Source organism: Dysgonomonas sp. 521 (genome assembly GCF_010501055.1).
GTDB lineage: Bacteria > Bacteroidota > Bacteroidia > Bacteroidales > Dysgonomonadaceae > Dysgonomonas.
On sequence record NZ_QVMO01000004.1, the window covers coordinates 62,913 to 80,203 of the forward strand.

General features: G+C 41.3%; 14 protein-coding genes. 6 read left to right on the top strand and 8 right to left on the bottom strand.

All coding sequences use genetic code 11. The features are described from left to right. Positions 1-165: 165 nt before the first annotated feature. Positions 166-528: a 50S ribosomal protein L19 gene (gene rplS / locus D0T84_RS02605; RefSeq protein WP_163305676.1), complete on the bottom strand. Its 363-nt coding sequence runs from the start codon at positions 526-528 to the stop codon at positions 166-168. Positions 529-1,030: 502 nt separating this feature from the next. Between rplS and D0T84_RS02610 the strand changes: the two genes are divergently transcribed. The 4 genes from D0T84_RS02610 (at position 1,031) to D0T84_RS02625 (ending at position 6,406) form a co-directional block, all read left to right on the top strand. After that, positions 1,031-4,081 (top strand): glycoside hydrolase family 3 N-terminal domain-containing protein, encoded by a 3,051-nt coding sequence (locus D0T84_RS02610; RefSeq protein WP_163305679.1) that lies wholly within the window; start codon positions 1,031-1,033, stop codon positions 4,079-4,081. Continuing rightward, entirely contained in the window at positions 4,056-4,910 is an 855-nt protein-coding gene (locus D0T84_RS02615; RefSeq protein ID WP_255495140.1) for a hypothetical protein, read from the top strand. Before D0T84_RS02610 ends, D0T84_RS02615 begins: the two co-directional genes overlap by 26 nt. Next, entirely contained in the window at positions 4,891-5,586 is a 696-nt protein-coding gene (locus D0T84_RS02620; RefSeq protein WP_370525402.1) for a M15 family metallopeptidase, read from the top strand. Before D0T84_RS02615 ends, D0T84_RS02620 begins: the two co-directional genes overlap by 20 nt. Before the next feature lie 100 nt (positions 5,587-5,686). Continuing rightward, entirely contained in the window at positions 5,687-6,406 is a 720-nt protein-coding gene (locus D0T84_RS02625) for a hypothetical protein (RefSeq protein WP_163305685.1), read from the top strand. 608 nt (positions 6,407-7,014) lie between these two features. On the opposite strand, the gene D0T84_RS02630 is transcribed toward D0T84_RS02625, so the two are convergent. Then, complete coding sequence (locus D0T84_RS02630; RefSeq protein ID WP_163305687.1) at positions 7,015-7,437, bottom strand: DUF3836 domain-containing protein; 423 nt, start codon at positions 7,435-7,437, stop codon at positions 7,015-7,017. A gap of 477 nt (positions 7,438-7,914) precedes the next feature. Between D0T84_RS02630 and D0T84_RS02635 the strand changes: the two genes are divergently transcribed. Further along, a complete protein-coding gene (locus D0T84_RS02635) occupies positions 7,915-8,604 on the top strand; it encodes a hypothetical protein (protein WP_163305690.1) in 690 nt (229 codons plus the stop codon). 267 nt (positions 8,605-8,871) lie between these two features. Here D0T84_RS02635 and D0T84_RS02640 read toward each other — a convergent pair whose 3' ends face one another. From D0T84_RS02640 to D0T84_RS02660, 5 genes are all read right to left on the bottom strand, one after another. Continuing rightward, positions 8,872-9,582 (bottom strand): phosphatidylcholine/phosphatidylserine synthase, encoded by a 711-nt coding sequence (locus tag D0T84_RS02640; protein ID WP_163305693.1) that lies wholly within the window; start codon positions 9,580-9,582, stop codon positions 8,872-8,874. A 4-nt stretch (positions 9,583-9,586) separates the two neighbouring features. Beyond that, positions 9,587-10,252, bottom strand: a complete 666-nt coding sequence (locus D0T84_RS02645; RefSeq protein WP_163305696.1) for a phosphatidylserine decarboxylase family protein — start codon at positions 10,250-10,252, stop codon at positions 9,587-9,589. Positions 10,253-10,597: 345 nt separating this feature from the next. Further along, positions 10,598-11,536, bottom strand: a complete 939-nt coding sequence (locus D0T84_RS02650; RefSeq protein WP_163305699.1) for a ribose-phosphate pyrophosphokinase — start codon at positions 11,534-11,536, stop codon at positions 10,598-10,600. Positions 11,537-11,700: 164 nt separating this feature from the next. Continuing rightward, a complete protein-coding gene (locus D0T84_RS02655; RefSeq protein WP_163305701.1) occupies positions 11,701-13,392 on the bottom strand; it encodes an alpha-amylase family glycosyl hydrolase in 1,692 nt (563 codons plus the stop codon). A gap of 36 nt (positions 13,393-13,428) precedes the next feature. Continuing rightward, a complete protein-coding gene (locus D0T84_RS02660) occupies positions 13,429-14,232 on the bottom strand; it encodes a patatin-like phospholipase family protein (RefSeq protein ID WP_163305704.1) in 804 nt (267 codons plus the stop codon). A 418-nt stretch (positions 14,233-14,650) separates the two neighbouring features. Here D0T84_RS02660 and D0T84_RS02665 point away from each other — a divergent pair, with 418 nt between their 5' ends. Beyond that, complete coding sequence (locus D0T84_RS02665) at positions 14,651-15,496, top strand: glycosyltransferase (protein ID WP_163305707.1); 846 nt, start codon at positions 14,651-14,653, stop codon at positions 15,494-15,496. Between the two features lie 87 nt (positions 15,497-15,583). Here the strand turns inward: D0T84_RS02665 and D0T84_RS02670 are convergent, their stop codons facing one another. Next, complete coding sequence (locus D0T84_RS02670; RefSeq protein WP_163305710.1) at positions 15,584-17,158, bottom strand: Rne/Rng family ribonuclease; 1,575 nt, start codon at positions 17,156-17,158, stop codon at positions 15,584-15,586. Positions 17,159-17,291 lie beyond the last annotated feature (133 nt).

Consider the following 17,291-nt stretch of genomic DNA (forward strand, 5'->3'; position numbering starts at 1 on the left):
ATAATCTGTTAAGAAATTAAGCCATCTCCCCCAACCCATCCTATCAGAGAGGGAGTTAGCCCCCTCTTTTGGAGGGGGTTGGGGGAGGTGTGCATAAAAAAAAGAGCCTGCATTGTAGGCAGGCTCTCCGATATCTTTTTCGTACTTGGTAAGTAGAATAAGAAATTAAGCTTTGTTTGTAACAACTCTTTTTTCTTTGATTCTTGCTTTCTTACCTGTAAGACCACGAAGGTAATACAATTTAGCACGACGAACTTTACCCACTTTGTTTACAGTGATACTGTCAATAAATGGTGATTCGATAGGGAAGATTCTTTCTACACCGATGTTATCAGACATTTTGCGAACTGTGAAACGTTTTTTAGTTCCATGTCCTGCAATTTTGATAACTACACCGCGGTACTGCTGAACACGTTCTTTGTTACCCTCTTTGATGCGGTAAGCAATAGTCACTGTGTCGCCACTTTTGAACTGAGGAAACTCTTTTCCTGTAGCAAATGCTTCTTCTGCAACTTTAATTAAGTCCATGATTATATAATCGTTTTTTTGTTTAATATACGCAATATACACGAGCCTCTCCCGTCAGAGATTACGCAAAGCGGATGCAAAGATAAAAATATTTTCGAAATACGCAAAGCCTATACTCTTATTTATATGTGGGTTAGATGAAGTTTTGTTACTTAATAGAGATTTAGTTGAACTCCTACGGAGTTCTGGGGGTAATGAGTGGCATTTTACCCACGGGTTGCGCTTCACTTACCCGGGGTTATCCACATTTTAGTTCTACGGACTTCCATTTTGATGTATTGAGGCTACGTCGGGTCTGAAAGTAATAAAGGCTTTCAGCTTTACCTTACCTCTACGGCTATCAGTTTATCTATAATCAGACAGGATATCCTTTAAAAATATGCCTCTTTCATGTTAATCTATGTTTATAAAAAAGCATTTTCCCTTGTCTGAGAATATATTACTCTTATTTTTGTAGGAGGTAAAATAAACGCCTGAAAAAATCCTTTACAAAAGAACGGTAATGAAAATAAGATATATAGCGGTGTCAGCTGCTTTTTTTGCAGTTTCCTGTTTCAGTGTAGTAGCATCAAATGCGAAGAAAACTCCGAGTCTGTACAATGCGGCAGATAAGGTAAGAATGAGCCGGTGGGTCGATTCGGTTTACAACCGGATGTCGATGGACGAACGCATCGGGCAACTGTTTATGCCCATAGTGCCCGGAGATAATTCCGATGTAAATAAGAACGCGATAAAGAGTCTTATCAATAATCAGAAAGTAGGAGGACTTCTATTCTCGAAAGGAACACCCCGGAATCAGGCGGAACTGACCAACTATGCACAGCGTAACGCAAAAACGCCTTTGATGATTTCCCTCGACGGCGAATGGGGTTTATCCATGAGGTTATCGAATACCACGCGTTTCCCTTACAATATGATGCTGGGGGCTATACAAAATGATTCGTTGCTCTACTACTACGGACTGGAGGTAGCCCGCCAGTGCAAACTGATGGGTATCCATGTCAATTTTGCTCCCGATCTGGACGTGAACAGCAACCCGAGCAACCCTGTTATCGGATACCGTTCGTTTGGCGAAGACCCTGACCGCGTAGCACGTCTGGGCATAATGTATTCGAAAGGGCTGGAAGCCGGAGGAGTAATGGCTGTGGCGAAACATTTTCCCGGACATGGCGATACTTCGGCCGACTCGCATAAGACCCTGCCTGCGATTACGCATAAGAGAGACAGGCTCGATGAAGTGGAACTGAAACCTTTCCGTAAATATATTGAAGCCGGACTCTCGGGCATGATGGTCGGACATCTGGACATACCTGCCCTAGATACAAAAAGGCAACCAAGCTCTTTGTCCGAGGCCATCATCACAAAGTTGCTGCAGGACGAACTAGGTTTCTCCGGGCTTATTTTTACAGACGGGCTACAGATGAAGGGTGTGTCGGATGAAGGCAACCATTGCGTGAGGGCGTTACAGGCCGGCAATGATATCCTTTTAGGCCCCATCAATGTACCTAGGCAATACAATGCCGTGAAGAAGGCTGTGGAAGATAATCTGCTGACCGAAGCGCAGATAGAGATGAAATGTAAAAAGGTTTTGGCATACAAATATATTCTGGGAGTGAATAATGTAAAACCGGTGGAGACTTCCAATCTTATACGGAATATCAATGCTCCCAGTGCGGAATGGATAAACCGCGAACTGAACAGGGATGCCATGACATTGCTGAAAGATGATGCCCGGATTGTACCGTTAAAAGAGTTGGATAAAAGGAAGATAGCCGCCGTGTCAGTAGGTTCGTCCGCAGGCAATACCTTTCACAATACATTGAAGGTGTATGGCGATGTTACCTGTTTTAATGTAGCGAACGGGGAAGCCCTGCTGCAATTGAAAAAAACGCTTCAACCATATAATACGGTTATAATTTCCGTTCATAGTACCAAGGCGGGCGCAAATGCCGCTATACAGAGTGTGGGGCAGGGAAAAGAAACCATTGTTACATTCTTTATCAACCCGTACCGGACAAGCGGCTATGCCTCATCGATAAAGGCTGCCGACGCGGTTCTTCTGGCTTATGAAGACACAAATCTAGCTCAGGACTATGCGGCTCAGGCCATATTCGGAGGAAATCCGGTTACAGGGAAAAGTCCTGTATCGGTAGGCGATATTTTCAAAGAAGGTGAAGGGATAGATACAAAAAAAGTACGGCTGTCTTACGCTGTTCCCGAAGAAGTGGGTATAGCCTCAAGCCGGCTGGATGGTATAGAAACCATCGTGCAGGAGGGCATCAAGAATCAGGCCTTTCCCGGTTGCCAGATATTGGTGGCAAAAGATGGTCAGATAATCTACAACAGGTCTTTCGGCTCATTTGAATATAATGGCAGGCGGAAAGTAGACAATACCGATATATACGACCTTGCCTCTATGACAAAGGCTACCGCTACGCTTCCGGCTGTAATGAAATTATACGACCAGTCGAAGCTGAAATTAAGTTCGGAAATAAGCAGTTTTGTTCCTCTGCTCAAAGGAACCGACAAATCGGATATAACTGTGCGTGACGCTCTGCTTCACGAGAGCCGTTTGCCGTCATTTATCCCATATTATATGAATGCCATCGATAAGGATAGCTATGAAGGAAAGCTGTTTAACCGTACATGGACTTCGCTCTATTCGGCAGAGTTTGATTCTAATACGTACGCGCGTACCGACTACAGGTATAAGCCCGATATAGTATCGAAAACGGCTAAGATAAATTTCCTGCCTTTGGCTGACGGATTGTTTATTAACAAGAGTTACAATGATACTATCATTGCCGCTATAGCCAATTCGAAGCTGAATAGGAGGAAAAGTTATGTGTATAGCTGCCTTAACTTTATGCTGCTGAAAGAAGTAGTAGAAAAAATATCGAAAGAAGACCTGAACTCTTTCGTACAGGAGAATTTTTTCGGCAGGCTAGGTTCTACCACCACCACCTATAATCCCCTGACTAAGTTCAGCAAGGAACGGATTGTACCTACCGAAAAAGACGACTTCCTTCGCAAGCAGTTGGTACAGGGATATGTTCACGACGAAGGCGCCGCCTTTATGGGTGGCATATCGGGCAATGCGGGTTTGTTTTCCAATGCCAATGATATAGCCAAACTGTACCAGATGTGGCTCAATAAGGGAACCTACGGGGGAGAAGAATACCTGTCTGCAAAAACCTGCCGGCTATTTATGAACACAAAGAGCGGTATATCGCGCCGCGGGCTTGGCTTTGACAAACCCGAACCGAACACAGCCAAATCGAGCCCGACATCGCCCAGTACGCCTGTCAGCACATACGGGCATACAGGCTTTACGGGAACTTGTTTCTGGATAGACCCTGATAATCATTTAATTTATATATTTTTGTCGAACAGAGTAAACGATAAACGAACACACAAAGCTATATCAAGCCTCAATATCCGCTCGCGTATACAGGAAGAGATATACTGGGCGATGAAAAGAGGAAATTCGCCACATGAAACACTAACAACCAAAAATACGAATACTGATGACGAAACAACTGACTCTGAATGAGAATATTCAGCCGTTCTTTGAAGCAAAAGACAAACAGATATGGGATTATATCCTTGAAAATAAAATAGACGAACTTCTCAACTACCTGCCCCGCCAGGAAGGCAATACACTAGATATAATAATCAGTGAACTGCTGACCGGAGGAAAAAGCGATACTTTAGAGCAATACGATTTCAAGGAAATAAGCGAGACTACCAACAGCTTGTTCCGCGATATGGAACGCCTGGTCTTTGCATTGGATATTAACGGCAACTATGAAGAAATCAGAGAAAGTGTAGTCTATCGTCTTTTTGAAGAAATACCAGATATTGTAGAAAAAATACAAAAAGAAACGACCGGCTATCCTACTGTCAGAAGAGTAGCGGACGAAATAATTAAAGAAGCCGCGGCTATGCGTGCCTCATTGAACAACCTGGTGGTTTATTACCAGATAAAGGAAGATACCGAAGCCCTCCATTTTGCGATAGTGATGCGTACAAAGCTCACGCTCGCCATTATGAGCAATTATAAAAATGTGGTAGGGCACGATATGATAGAGGCTGCCAAGATAAAAGAAACCGTAGGCGATACCGAGGCCGCCCTCGTATTCTATAATGCCGCGAAGGAAAACCTGAAAGGGGAATTACATTGGTTTATAGAAAGTCCGGAGATGGGCGCGAACGAAGACGATCAGGTTATACTCAGTTCGTTGAAAGAAGCGTATTTATCTATTGACAGGCTGAAAGGTACATCGGAATTTACTAAAGCATGCGCAGTAATAGATGAAATCCTGAGCAGGGAATACGTTGAGTATGACTTCGATGAGGAAGATGATGATGACGAGGAATAAAAATATCATATTATCGTTTTACTGTTTTTTATTGCTGCCGCTTGCTTTAGCTGCCCAGCAACAAAAAGCTTCTCACAGCCTTGATGCATACCTGCAAACAAAGGGGCTTGTGAATGTCAGTTCATTGGATCGTTCTATCCATGCCGACCTGAAGTATGGCACAACAGACAATTTTACAAAAACTGTACTATATGATTCTTTGTCGGGTATATACTTACATCCTTTAGCAGCGGATAAACTGGTAAAGGCTCAGAAATATTTAAAAACTCTTCATCCGGATTACAGCCTTTTGGTCTATGATGCTGTTCGTCCGCTAAGTGTGCAGAAAAAGATGTACAAAGTGGTGCAGAATACCAAATACGCGGCTTATGTGGCCAACCCTTCGCGTACAGGCCTGCACAACTATGGTATGGCTGTAGACCTCACTATATGCGATAAGCAGGGGAAAGCGCTGGACATGGGTACTCCCTTCGATTTCTTCGGCAGCGCTGCCGGAATAAACAGGGAGGCCGAATTGGTACAGAAAGGCGTTCTTACAAAGCAACAGGTAAAAAATCGTGAACTGCTGCGGAAGGTTATGCTGCATGCCGGTTTCCTGACCATAAGGGGCGAATGGTGGCATTTTAATGCCGTAAGCCTGACAGAAGCCCGTAAATCTTACAAGGTAATCGAATAACCATCCCTCCCGGCCTCCCCAAAGGGGGAGGAGAAAAGTAGCGTTGGCTTTCTCCCTCTCATTTCGGAGGGGGTGGGGGAGGTGTTAAACTCTATATATTATGAAGAAGACTTACACAATTTTGCTAATTTCAATTATCTTGAGTGTGTGCGTACAAACGGCTTATGCCCAGTTTGTTCTGGCACAGGATACAGTGCGGGGCAGGATTGACTTCAGCCCGCGTCTTGGCGATATGAATAATGCTGTGGCGATTCCGAATGATTCTGTTTTTTATATGCTGCCTGTAGACCTCAGTACCGACCCTTGGAGGCAGGTGTACCGTTACATGCCCGACAGGGCTGTACGCAGCGGGTATATACAGTCTACCAAACTGATGAGGGTTGACGATTATGATATAGTAGAGGTGGAGCGGTTATCGGCGCACGGATATATTTCATTTAAGAATAGCGATGTGCGGATAGTCGTATCGGTAGCTCCTGTCACGTCAAAAGATGTAGCTATAAAGAAAGGAACAGACGGACTTTACAGGGTAAATGGTAAATTAGCCCGCGGTGTTGCCAAATGGGGCACTCCCAAAATGCAGTATAAATCTATTACCGTGTCTATCAAAGGTCGTAATATACCTGTTCCGAAAAAGCTTTTCGAGCATCTTCTCGAGCCGGATATAGAGGATATGGTAGTGTATTACAATCCACGAAAGGAGACTGTTTATATGCAGGTAAATAACGGAGGTACTTCCGCTTATTATACAGTCCTTTTCACAATGTCTATCAGGGGAGCGTTAAGCCCTTATATATTCGATCCGTCAATGAATAAATGATTTATAAGGTCAGTACTAATTATTCTATCTATCATTTCAATTTTATTTTCTTGTAAAAGAAGGGTTTCCATACAAACCGATTTTTTCGATGATATCAATACTGATAAGAGTGAGTAACTGTTTAAATTTATATCAAAAAAAATATTATAGTTTTTTTGATATAAATTTAAACAGTTACTTAGTGTGGAACAAAAATGAATTTGAGTCATTTGAACCATTTTATATTGATATAACTGAAGATTTGAGTAATTATTAAATAATGCGAATCAGGGGTTGATACAGTTCAACTCCTGCCTGAAAGGCAGAATCTTCATAACCGTATGCAAGCGTAGCATAGCTTACGGGACGAGGAGCAATTACACCCCCCTGCCCGAAGTGGCAGGACGCACAGTATGTCCTGTCTTTCAGACAGCCGATATTGCTTATCTTTTTTCCGCAGGTCGATGACCCGCAGTTATGAAGATTTGGCTTTACAAGCCATTTTTACCCATACGCTTCGCTCCTGTGATTGATAATTCAACTCCTGATTAGCATAAATAATAATGTGATATAAAAGGAAATCCTGTCTTGACCACAAGACAGGATTTCCTTTTGTATTTATTCGGACTTTATTTCGATGCCATCAACTTGTTTTCTACTTCGAATTCTTCCACGGCCAGCAGTTCCCCGCTTCTGTCATATACATGTATCAGATGTTTTGATGTATTGCCCCATGCGTTTGTTTCTTTGTCCCACTTTGTATAAACGATAGTTGCCAGTTTATCGCTGTTATACTCATAGCTGTATTTCTGAGTACCTACCCATCCCTGATTTTCAATCCATTGATACAGGGCTCTTTCTTTTATCGTTCCGTCAGAGTCGTAGTTAAAAACACTTTTGCTCAGCGCTTTCGATGTTTCGCTATCTACGGTTATATATTCTTTTGTTCTATCGTTACTGTTACTATAAACTTTAGTTTTAGGATTTGATGCATATACACTTGCAACTGACAATAAAACTACTACTGCTAATGATAATATTCTTGTTTTCATAATTGTGTTTACTTTAATCGTTTATTAATTTCCTTTTAGTAATCATTGTTTTGTAAGCGCTTCTGTAAATATGACGTCAGTAATTTCAATTTAGTTACAATAAATTGGTGTTTTTTTTAAATTTAATTTTTAAGTTGCTGTATTTTAATGACTTAGTTTTATTGTTTTTGTGAAATATAAGTTTTAGAAACAATTTATTGTCGTATTTCTATTATGTAGGGGCTGGGCTTGTCCCTGCCCGTTGACTATCGGGCGACCACAAGGGTACGCCCCTACAACGGATATAAAATGCGACATTAATTATTATTGATTACTTATAAAGCCGAAATAGTACATGACAAAAAATACCGCTACGCGGCAATCCGACACAACTCTAATATTTTTTGTCATGTACTATGAAAGCCGATTATTCTATTTAAATAATTTTTACTACCTTACAGAATAATTGAATATTACAAAGCTGCATCTTTAAAGATTATGGACAATTTTGAAATAAGAAAGGGATTCAGGAGTGCTGACGATATTGATAAATTAAGGGTCAACCTTGATACATTATCATCGTGGGATAGTTGTCTTTCTTTTTTGCAGGGAAATAACCTGAAAGGCATAATTGTATATTCAGATAATGAATCGAAGCAATCTATCGACTTTTCTTTTCTGAAGAAAATGACTTTTCTCGAATACTTCGAATGGCTCGTTCCGCTAAATAAGAACTCGGATATTACAGGGTTATACAGCCTGTCGAATCTGAAAAATTTACGATGGATAGTTGATAATCGTTTTAATCTGGATTTCTCTAAACTAACTACTCTCCAAGTCCTGATCACATCTGATTATGTGGGGATGGAAAACTGGGACAGTTTAACCAATCTGAAAAAACTCTATCTCTCAAAACTGAAAAAGCAGGATTGTACATTTATTTCAGAATTAAAGGAATTGACTGATTTAAAATTGAGTAGAGCAAATATTACTACCATAAAAGGTTTGGAATCCTGCCATAAGCTTGAGCGCCTCGAATTATTGTATTGCCGGCAGGTAGCGGAACTGGCTTCTGTAATAAAAGACTGCCCCGGCATAATCAGTATCTCAATCAGGAAATGTAAGAATATAAGCAAGGATGAAATTGCTAATCTGGAAAAATTGGGAAAGAGCGTATGGTTTGAATAATTAGTTGATAACAGATATATCAGAGTATGCAAAACAACTAATGGAATTGAATCTTTTCACAGAAAATTTGTCTTATATAAAAGGTCTTTGAAATAGTTATTCAGTGCAGATAAAATAGACTCAGGAGGGAAAAGTGACGATAAAATACAATGAAAAAGGTGTCACTTTTGTCACTTTTTTGAATAGATGGTTAATAATAGACACTTGAAAGTGTTGAGCGACTGGTCTGAATGGTGTCTCACCGTTGACTGATTGCTGAAAATAGTGTCACTTTTTCAGTATGCCTGTTTGCTGTAAAATAGAGAGGGTGATGTAGAGCAGTATTCCTCCGGCAATACCAAGTATGCCGATCCATGCTACCAATGCTATCATAGCCACAGCCAGAAAGTAACGGTGCTCATTGCCTTTCAGTTTCAGGCTCTTTATCTTGAGGGAGAACATCGGTATTTCCGATACCATCAGCAAAGAGAATACAACAATGGCGGCCATTATGGTGTACATCAGGGTGGGAGTTATTACTGGCACATTATGTGTAAGCCCGTAGCAGAAACTTACCCAGAACAGGGCATTTGCAGGTGTGTTTAGCCCTATGAATGATTCGCTCTGGCGTTCGTCTATATTAAACTTTGCGAGGCGTAGTGCCGAAAATACAGCCAGCAGGAATGCCATGTAAGGCAGATAATCTACAATAATCTGGTTTTCGGAAATACGAGTCATATTATCTGATAAGAACCGGAATACGGCAACACTGGGAGCCAGCCCGAAACTAATGTCGTCAGACAACGAGTCCAATTCTTTTCCCATCGGGGAATATGCTTTCAGCGCGCGTGCCGCGAAGCCATCGGAGAAGTCGAAAAAAGCAGCTACAATAACCCAGACAACAACCCAGAAAAACTCGCCCTGAAAAGCCATAACAGTAGCTATACAGCCTGAGAGTAGGCTACAGCAGGTAAGTATATTCGGAATATGTTTTTTCATATCGTTAAGACTGAAATTTGGCGATAACAGTTTGGTTCCCTGTTACCTTCTGATCCATTTCTACAAGGATTTCCGTGCCTAACGGTAAGTACACATCAACGCGCGAACCTAGTTTAATGAATCCGAGATGCTCATCTATACTGGCTGTTTCGCCTACCTGAGCATAAGTTACAATGCGGCGAGCCATCGCCCCTGCCACTTGCCTTAATAAGATCTGGTGCTTACCGTCCTCTGTTTCCATCACTACGGTAGAGCGTTCGTTCTCTGTACTCGATTTAGGCAGATAGGCAGCCATAAAGCGTCCATCGTGGTGCTTCGACATCAATACTTTACCATTTATAGGGTACCAGTTTGCATGGACATTGAATGGCGACATAAAAATAGAAACTACGATGCGCTTATCTTTAAAATATTCAGCCTCGTATACTTCTTCTATAGCCACAATCTTGCCATCGGCGGATGCCACTATAACACCGTCGCTATCCCCTTTGAATTGCCGGTATGGACTTCTGTAGAAGTTCAGGACAATGCCAAAGAAAACAAGCGAAACCCCGCCTACAAGATAAGATAAGAAAGTATGACGGAAGAAATACCAAAGTATCCCGTTTAGTATAACCAGAATTATGAAATATGTCGTTAAAACGCCTCGTCCTTCGTGGTGAACTTTCATTCTTTTATTTATAAAACATACTTAATGTAAGGTGCAAAAGTATCTTTATTTGATGATATATACAAATTTGGAATCTAAGAAACTGTTTAAATTTTATCTAAAATAATGTAATGGACTTTTTTGATGACTTCAGATTGGCCCTTTTGAACATCTTTTTCACTTTCTTTTCCCGATTAAGCCCGCTGAATCAGCAAATAAAAAGCAAAAAATCTATCTCAAAATAACTCAAAGCAATACATCAATAAAATTTAAACAGCTTCTTAAACAGGTTCTGAATTTTGGTCAAAAGAAAGGAGAGATGCCGTTTCACCTCTCCTTGCTGTATATTATTTATAGATGTCCGTTCTATAGTATATATAGCGTGCTGATAGATTCATTGCTAAGTACCCTGCGGATAGCATTAGCAAATACATCGGCAACAGAGAGAATGGCTACCTTTTCGCATTTTTTCGAATATGGTATACTATCTGTAAATACCATTTCGGTAAGCCCGGACTGTGTAACCCTGTCGGACGCCGGATCAGACATCACGGCATGGCTGGCTATCGCACGCACAGATTTGGCGCCGCTAGCCATCATCAGGTCTGCAGCCTTTGTTATAGTGCCCGCAGTATCCACAATGTCGTCCACTAGCAGAACGTCCATTCCGGTAACGTCTCCGATAATCTGCATTTCAGATATTTCGTTTGCTTTCTTACGGAGTTTGTAGCAAATAACCATCGGCAGGCCGAAATACTTGGCATACGAGCTGGCGCGCTTGGTACCTCCGACATCCGGCGTGGCAATTACCAGATTGTCAGTATCTAAAGTCTTGATGTAATCTACAAATATAGCGGATGCGTACAAGTGGTCTACAGGAACATTGAAGAAGCCTTGTATCTGGTCGGCGTGAAGGTCCATCGTGATCAGACGGTTGATGCCTGCCGCGCTAAGCATATCAGCAATGAGTTTTGCCCCTATAGAAACACGGGGCTTGTCTTTACGGTCCTGACGTGCCCATCCGAAGTACGGTATTACCGCGATGATTGATGTTGCAGACGCCCTTTTGGCGGCGTCGATCATCAACAAAAGCTCCATCAGATTGTCAGAAGAGGGATATGTGGATTGTACCAGAAAAACCTGACATCCCCTGATAGATTCTTCGTATGAAACAGAAAACTCCCCATCGGCAAAACGCTCAATTTTCATTTTACCTAAAGGACACCCCAGGCTTGTACATATTTTTTCAGCTAAATAACGAGAATTGGTTCCCGAGAAAATTTTGAAAGGCAGATTATTGTCCATCTCTTCTTTTAATCTTTAAGGAATATTTTAATAAATAATAGAAATCATCTAATGCAACCCTTTTCAGTCTTAACTAATTGTTGCTATTATATATACAAAAATAATAATCAGGCCGGCGACCTTAGTGTTTTATTGAGACTGTAAAATTAGGAAAAACAAGACAATTAGCTCATAGAAAATTTAATTATTTTTCCAGAATATTCATCTATGTTAATAAACAGGGCTTTGTCCCACTGCGAGCTTAATACAAAATTCTTTTTTGAGAATAGCTCCTTGGCTTTTTTTATCCGCTGGGGTTCTATGCCCATAAATTCAAAAGCATGGGAAGGTATCCTTACGGCGACATCTACAGGCTTGGAGTCGAAGTTGACGACAATAATCAGGAATTCATTTTTGGCCGAGCGGATAAAAGCATACTGCTTTGCAGGGTCAAGTTCCGGATTATCATAATTTACGTACATCAGGTCGAAGAACTTTCCTTCGCTGATAGATTTTTCTTCTTTGGCTATCTGTATAAGCTGGGTATAGAATTTGTGGAGCTTTAGCTGATCTTCGGTCAGTTCTTTGCTGCCAAACGCGCCGTTGTTTCTCCATTTCCTGACAGAATCTACCGACCAGTAATCGAAAATCGAAGTGCGGCCGTCTACTCCGCTAAAGCCTTCTTTATCCATCCCCCGTTCGCCTAATTCCTGTCCGAAGTAGATCATGACGGGGTTGACGTTCATTGTCGCTGCCACTATCATTCCGGGAACAGCCTTAAACGCGTCTCCGGCAAAGAAATCGGAAGCAATACGCTGTTCGTCATGATTTTCCAGGAAGTTGAGCATTTTTGATTGCAATCCATCGATATGTTGCCAGCAGAATGTAATGTCGGAAGAAGGCTGATGGTGATTGATTACATTGCGCAGGGTGTCATATAAGCCTACTTTATCGTATAGGTAGTCAAATAAGCCCCAGTCTACATATTTGTGGTACAACTCGGGGTTGTACACCTCGGCAATGAATATAAAGGATTTGTTTTTTACTTTTACCTTCGGAATTACCCAGTTCCAGAACTCCACAGGAACCATTTCTGCCATATCGCACCTAAAGCCGTCCACTCCTTTGGTCGTCCAATACAAGAGGATGTCTTTCATTTTGAACCATGTGTCGGGAGTAGGGGTGAAGCAGTTGGCTTTGCCATCCGCATAATTGACGCCATAGTTTAACTTAACCGTTTCGTACCAGTCCGTTACGGACGGTTTGTTGCTGAAGCAGTCGTTACCGGTGGCTTTTGCCGGATATTCTATATAAGCGTTTTCCCCTTCCTGCACAGGGAATTGTAGTTCCAGTTTTTGATTTGGCAGATAATAGAAATTATTGTCGGGGTCAAAGCCTAAGGAGGTATTGTCCTTTACGCCGAAGTCTTCCGCCTTTCTGGGCTTCGCATCGGAATGGTATTGACGTGCCACATGGTTTGGTACGAAGTCGATAATCACTTTCATCCCGTTCTTGTGAGTACGCTCTATGAGTGCTTCAAACTCCTGCATCCGGTTTTCCACCACATCGGCAAGATCGGGGGATACATCATAATAATCGCGGATGGCGTAGGGCGATCCGGCATTGCCTTTCACTACGTCAGGCTGGTCTTTTTGTATTCCGTGAGCAGTATAATCCGTTTTGGACGCATGTTCCAGAACCCCGGTAAACCATATATGTGTGAAACCCATTTTTTTGATTTCTTTCAGGGCCTTATTGTCGAAAGATGAAAATTTGCCGACACCGTTTTCTTCTATTGTGCCATTTTCTTTGTTCAGGTTTTTGTCGTTACCGAATAGTCTGGGAAGTACCTGATAAATAAATAGTTTCTCTATCATCTTGTGTGTTGATTTATCTATTGTTTTGTGTTGTTCTTATGAAAATATGTCTGGGAAGTCTTTCTTTAAGATATCTTTTCTCTCATCAAAGAAACTTATCGTAAGATCATAACCTGCCTGATATATTTCATCTACATGCTCAAGGTCGAACATTGAATATTTAGACAGGGATGTAGATTCTATCAGGTAGTCGCACAGGTTCCTGTCCAGCAGCGTATTTGATCCCGACATGTAATGGAACGACCTTTCTGCAATATATTTGATGGAGCTTCTGAAATCCGCCTTCGTTATAGGGCTGACATTTACTCCTATGATTTTGATGCATTCGCGCCGGATTGTAGAGACGGGAAAGTTTTTGAATAAACCGCCGTCAACATAATAATGCTGATTGATTTCTACCGGCCTGAATATGATTGGAACCGAACAGGAGGCTATAACCGCGGGGATTAGCGTTCCGGAAGAAAATACTTTGCTTTCTCCGTGCTCAATGTCTGTAGCTATTGCGTGTAACGGAATTTTGAGCTCTTCGAAGGTTCTGGCTTTAAGATGTTTTTTCAGGAATGAACGGAATCCGTCGCTTTTGAAGAAGCCTCCGTGGGGAATGGCAAATTCAGCGAATTCCCTGAATACTTTCTTTTTGAAGAAGGATAATATTTCCTCGGGTGTATGCCCGTCAGCATAGAGTACTCCGGCAAATGCTCCGGCACTGGTACCCGCTATGACTTCCGGATAGAGTCCTCTCTCGTTTAGCGCCTGCAATACTCCCAGATGGGCGAAACCCTTTGCGCCGCCACCACTTAGGGCTAGTCCGAGTTTGTACTGGTTCTTAGTTGTTTCCATTCAATCGTTAAGCATACCTATATACTCTGCAAAGGTAATGATAAATACTGTTAGAGAGATATTTAAAAATAAAATAATCGACGGAGCAATGAAGGCAAGTACCCCGATATATATAGTATGCTATGGCACAGAGACATCTTTTACCGTAAAAATGATTTGTAGTAAGCAATCGTATGCTAAAATGAACTACTTTTGTCGTTCACTCTGTTAGAAACTGTTTAAATTTTATACGAATTTTTTATTATGTCTTTTTCTTCGTTCATTTTTAGTCTGTTTTAGTCTGTTTTTTTCTTTCTCTCAACTCAAATAGCCCGCTATTATCGTTTCGAGGAAGAAAAAATCATCTCTAAAACAGCTCTAAAAATTTGAACGAATAAAATTTATACAGTTACTTAGAATGCAGAAATCTTAATGAAATATGACTAAATATAAGCATTTTGTAATCACGTTATTCAACCTGCGCCTAAGCTGGACTACCGACAAAAAGAATAACCGTACAGGTACTGACCGGTGGTTGGCAGAACGATTTGACCTGTTCGATAAATATTGTTTTCCTTCAGTTAGTACCCAGACTAACAAAAACTTTGTGTGGTTGTGCCTTTTTGATATAGATACCCCGCTTGCATATAAAGAGAGGATAAAAGAATACGAAGCCAAATGCCCGCAGATGGCAGTATGTTATTTCCGGCCGGAGGATATGGAAGGGGATTGGGTCGATCATTTCAAAGACATAATAAAAGGCTATATGTCAGCAGATGATGCATATCTGATCATTACCAATGCCGATAATGATGATATGATCCATCAGAACATGGTAGAGCGTATACAGTCCGAATTTGAGAAAAACCATAAAGAGGGGGTATACAGTATGCTATACGGTTATCAGTATTTTCCCGACAACGGATTATTGCTGAAAATGCGGTACCCCCATAACCATTTTTTAAGCTTGGTTGAGAGATACAATCCGGATTTTAAAACATTGAAGAGTGAGGCGCATGGGCGTATACGGCGCTATTATGATAATGTGGATATAGAGGACGAACCCTATTGGGTCGAATTTGTGCATAGCCGGAATGTGAACAATAGCCTTCGCATAACATCACGCATCAAGTACTACCCTGTATTCAGGACTGTTTCTTTTAATAACTTCGGGCTTGATCAGACTTTGACCAAAGGCGCTAATATAAAAAATACCCTTACTGTCCTGCCGTGGCTTTTTATCAAAACCGCCTTTCATAAAATAAAGAAGAAGGCGGCAAAGTGATATTGGATAAGTAGTTAAATACGAAAAAAGAAGTTGCCTTTGGTGAGACAACTTCTTTTTTATACCCCGATGATAATATAATCGTGTTTATTTTATCTCGAAATCTTGTTTCATATCAATTTCCTCTCCGTTTTCGTCCATAAAGTGATATTCGAGGAATGCGAGGTTCTGGTTGGGGATAATTTTTATTCCCATGCCATACCGCCACTTCCATTGCCACTTCAGGGAAGGAAATCCTTTGTCAATAAATGCTGCTACATACGGATGTACATACAGTTTGAATTTCTTTACATTCAGATCTTTTACCAGATAGCTTATTTTCATACGCAAGGTGTCTGTGAACAATATGGATGGCCTTATTTCCCCTTTTCCGAAGCATGTAGGACATGTCTCGGTTGTGGATATTTCCATTTCGGGCCGTACGCGCTGGCGGGTAATCTGCATCAGGCCAAACTTACTAAGAGGTAGTATGTTATGCTTTGCACGGTCGTTCGCCATCAGTTCCTGCATTCTGGCTATCAATTGTGATTTGTGCTCTCCTTCCGTCATATCTATGAAGTCGATTACGATGATGCCCCCCATGTCTCGTAATCTTAATTGACGGGCTATTTCTTCTGCTGCCGCGGAATTCACTTCCCAGGCGTTGTTTTCTTGTCCGGCCTCCGGATTCTTCGACCTGTTACCGCTGTTCACATCTATTACGTGAAGTGCTTCGGTGTGTTCTATAATCAGATATGCGCCATTACGGAAGGTAACGGTTTTCCCGAATAAGGCCTTAACCTGCTTTGTTACATTGAAGTTATCAAATATAGGCAATCCTCCGTCATAGAGTTTTACAATATTTTTTTTGTCGGGGGCTATAAATGATATATAATCCTTAATCTGGTTGCAGGTGTCTAAATCGTTTACATGAATTTCCTGAAAGCTGGGGTTGAATACGTCTCTTAGTAAAGCCACTATACGGCCTGTTTCTTCAAAAACAAGTGTAGGCAGTTTGTTTTTCTGTATTTTCGGAAGATTATCTTCCCAGCGTTTCACGAGTGTTTTCAGTTCGGTGTCCAGATCGGCTACCTTTTTGCCTTCGGCCACAGTTCTCACTATCACGCCGAAGTTTTTTGGTTTTATACTCTGTATAAGTTGCCTCAGGCGCGCGCGTTCCTCTTTCGATTTTATTTTTTGAGAAACGGAAACCTTGTCGTTGAATGGGATAACGACTAAAAAACGGCCGGGCAGAGAGAGCTCAGAAGTAAGGCGGGGGCCTTTTGTCGATATAGGTTCTTTGGCTATTTGCACCAGGATTTCCTGTCCCGGTTTCAGTATGTCGCTGATAGATCCGTTTTTGTCGATATCGGATTCCAGTTTCATCTTCGAAATATTCGGAAACTTTTTTTTGTCAGCTAATGCCTGCCTGTAAAACTTGTCAACAGATTTGAATTGAGCACCAAGATCTAAATAGTGAAGAAAAGCGTCCTTTTTGTATCCTATGTCTACAAAAGCAGCGTTTAGCCCGGGCATCAGTTTTTTTACTTTGCCGGCATAGATGTTACCCACCGCGTATGAAGCGTCTCTGCCTTCTTTTTGTAACTCGACGAGTTTTTTATCCTCGAGTACCGCTATAGAAACTTCATTTGGCTGAACATCTACTACTAGTTCGCTATTCATAACTATGTTTTAGAATTAAAAATGAGATTTAAATTCAACATCTAAATCTTTAAAATAGGGATTTGTTCCTTTGTGAGTGGGAAGCATTTTCATTAAATACACAAAGAACAAACTTAAAAATTCATTAATTTGT

What these genes read in the sequence shown, in the direction of transcription:
- rplS (WP_163305676.1), bottom strand. Translation starts at nt 528, where the DNA reads ATGGACTTAATTAAAGTTGCAGAAGAAGCATTTGCTACAGGAAAAGAG.
- D0T84_RS02610 (WP_163305679.1), top strand. Translation starts at nt 1,031, where the DNA reads ATGAAAATAAGATATATAGCGGTGTCAGCTGCTTTTTTTGCAGTTTCC.
- D0T84_RS02615 (WP_255495140.1), top strand. Translation starts at nt 4,056, where the DNA reads ATGACGAAACAACTGACTCTGAATGAGAATATTCAGCCGTTCTTTGAA.
- D0T84_RS02620 (WP_370525402.1), top strand. Translation starts at nt 4,891, where the DNA reads ATGATGATGACGAGGAATAAAAATATCATATTATCGTTTTACTGTTTT.
- D0T84_RS02625 (WP_163305685.1), top strand. Translation starts at nt 5,687, where the DNA reads ATGAAGAAGACTTACACAATTTTGCTAATTTCAATTATCTTGAGTGTG.
- D0T84_RS02630 (WP_163305687.1), bottom strand. Translation starts at nt 7,437, where the DNA reads ATGAAAACAAGAATATTATCATTAGCAGTAGTAGTTTTATTGTCAGTT.
- D0T84_RS02635 (WP_163305690.1), top strand. Translation starts at nt 7,915, where the DNA reads ATGGACAATTTTGAAATAAGAAAGGGATTCAGGAGTGCTGACGATATT.
- D0T84_RS02640 (WP_163305693.1), bottom strand. Translation starts at nt 9,582, where the DNA reads ATGAAAAAACATATTCCGAATATACTTACCTGCTGTAGCCTACTCTCA.
- D0T84_RS02645 (WP_163305696.1), bottom strand. Translation starts at nt 10,252, where the DNA reads ATGAAAGTTCACCACGAAGGACGAGGCGTTTTAACGACATATTTCATA.
- D0T84_RS02650 (WP_163305699.1), bottom strand. Translation starts at nt 11,536, where the DNA reads ATGGACAATAATCTGCCTTTCAAAATTTTCTCGGGAACCAATTCTCGT.
- D0T84_RS02655 (WP_163305701.1), bottom strand. Translation starts at nt 13,392, where the DNA reads ATGATAGAGAAACTATTTATTTATCAGGTACTTCCCAGACTATTCGGT.
- D0T84_RS02660 (WP_163305704.1), bottom strand. Translation starts at nt 14,232, where the DNA reads ATGGAAACAACTAAGAACCAGTACAAACTCGGACTAGCCCTAAGTGGT.
- D0T84_RS02665 (WP_163305707.1), top strand. Translation starts at nt 14,651, where the DNA reads ATGACTAAATATAAGCATTTTGTAATCACGTTATTCAACCTGCGCCTA.
- D0T84_RS02670 (WP_163305710.1), bottom strand. Translation starts at nt 17,158, where the DNA reads ATGAATAGCGAACTAGTAGTAGATGTTCAGCCAAATGAAGTTTCTATA.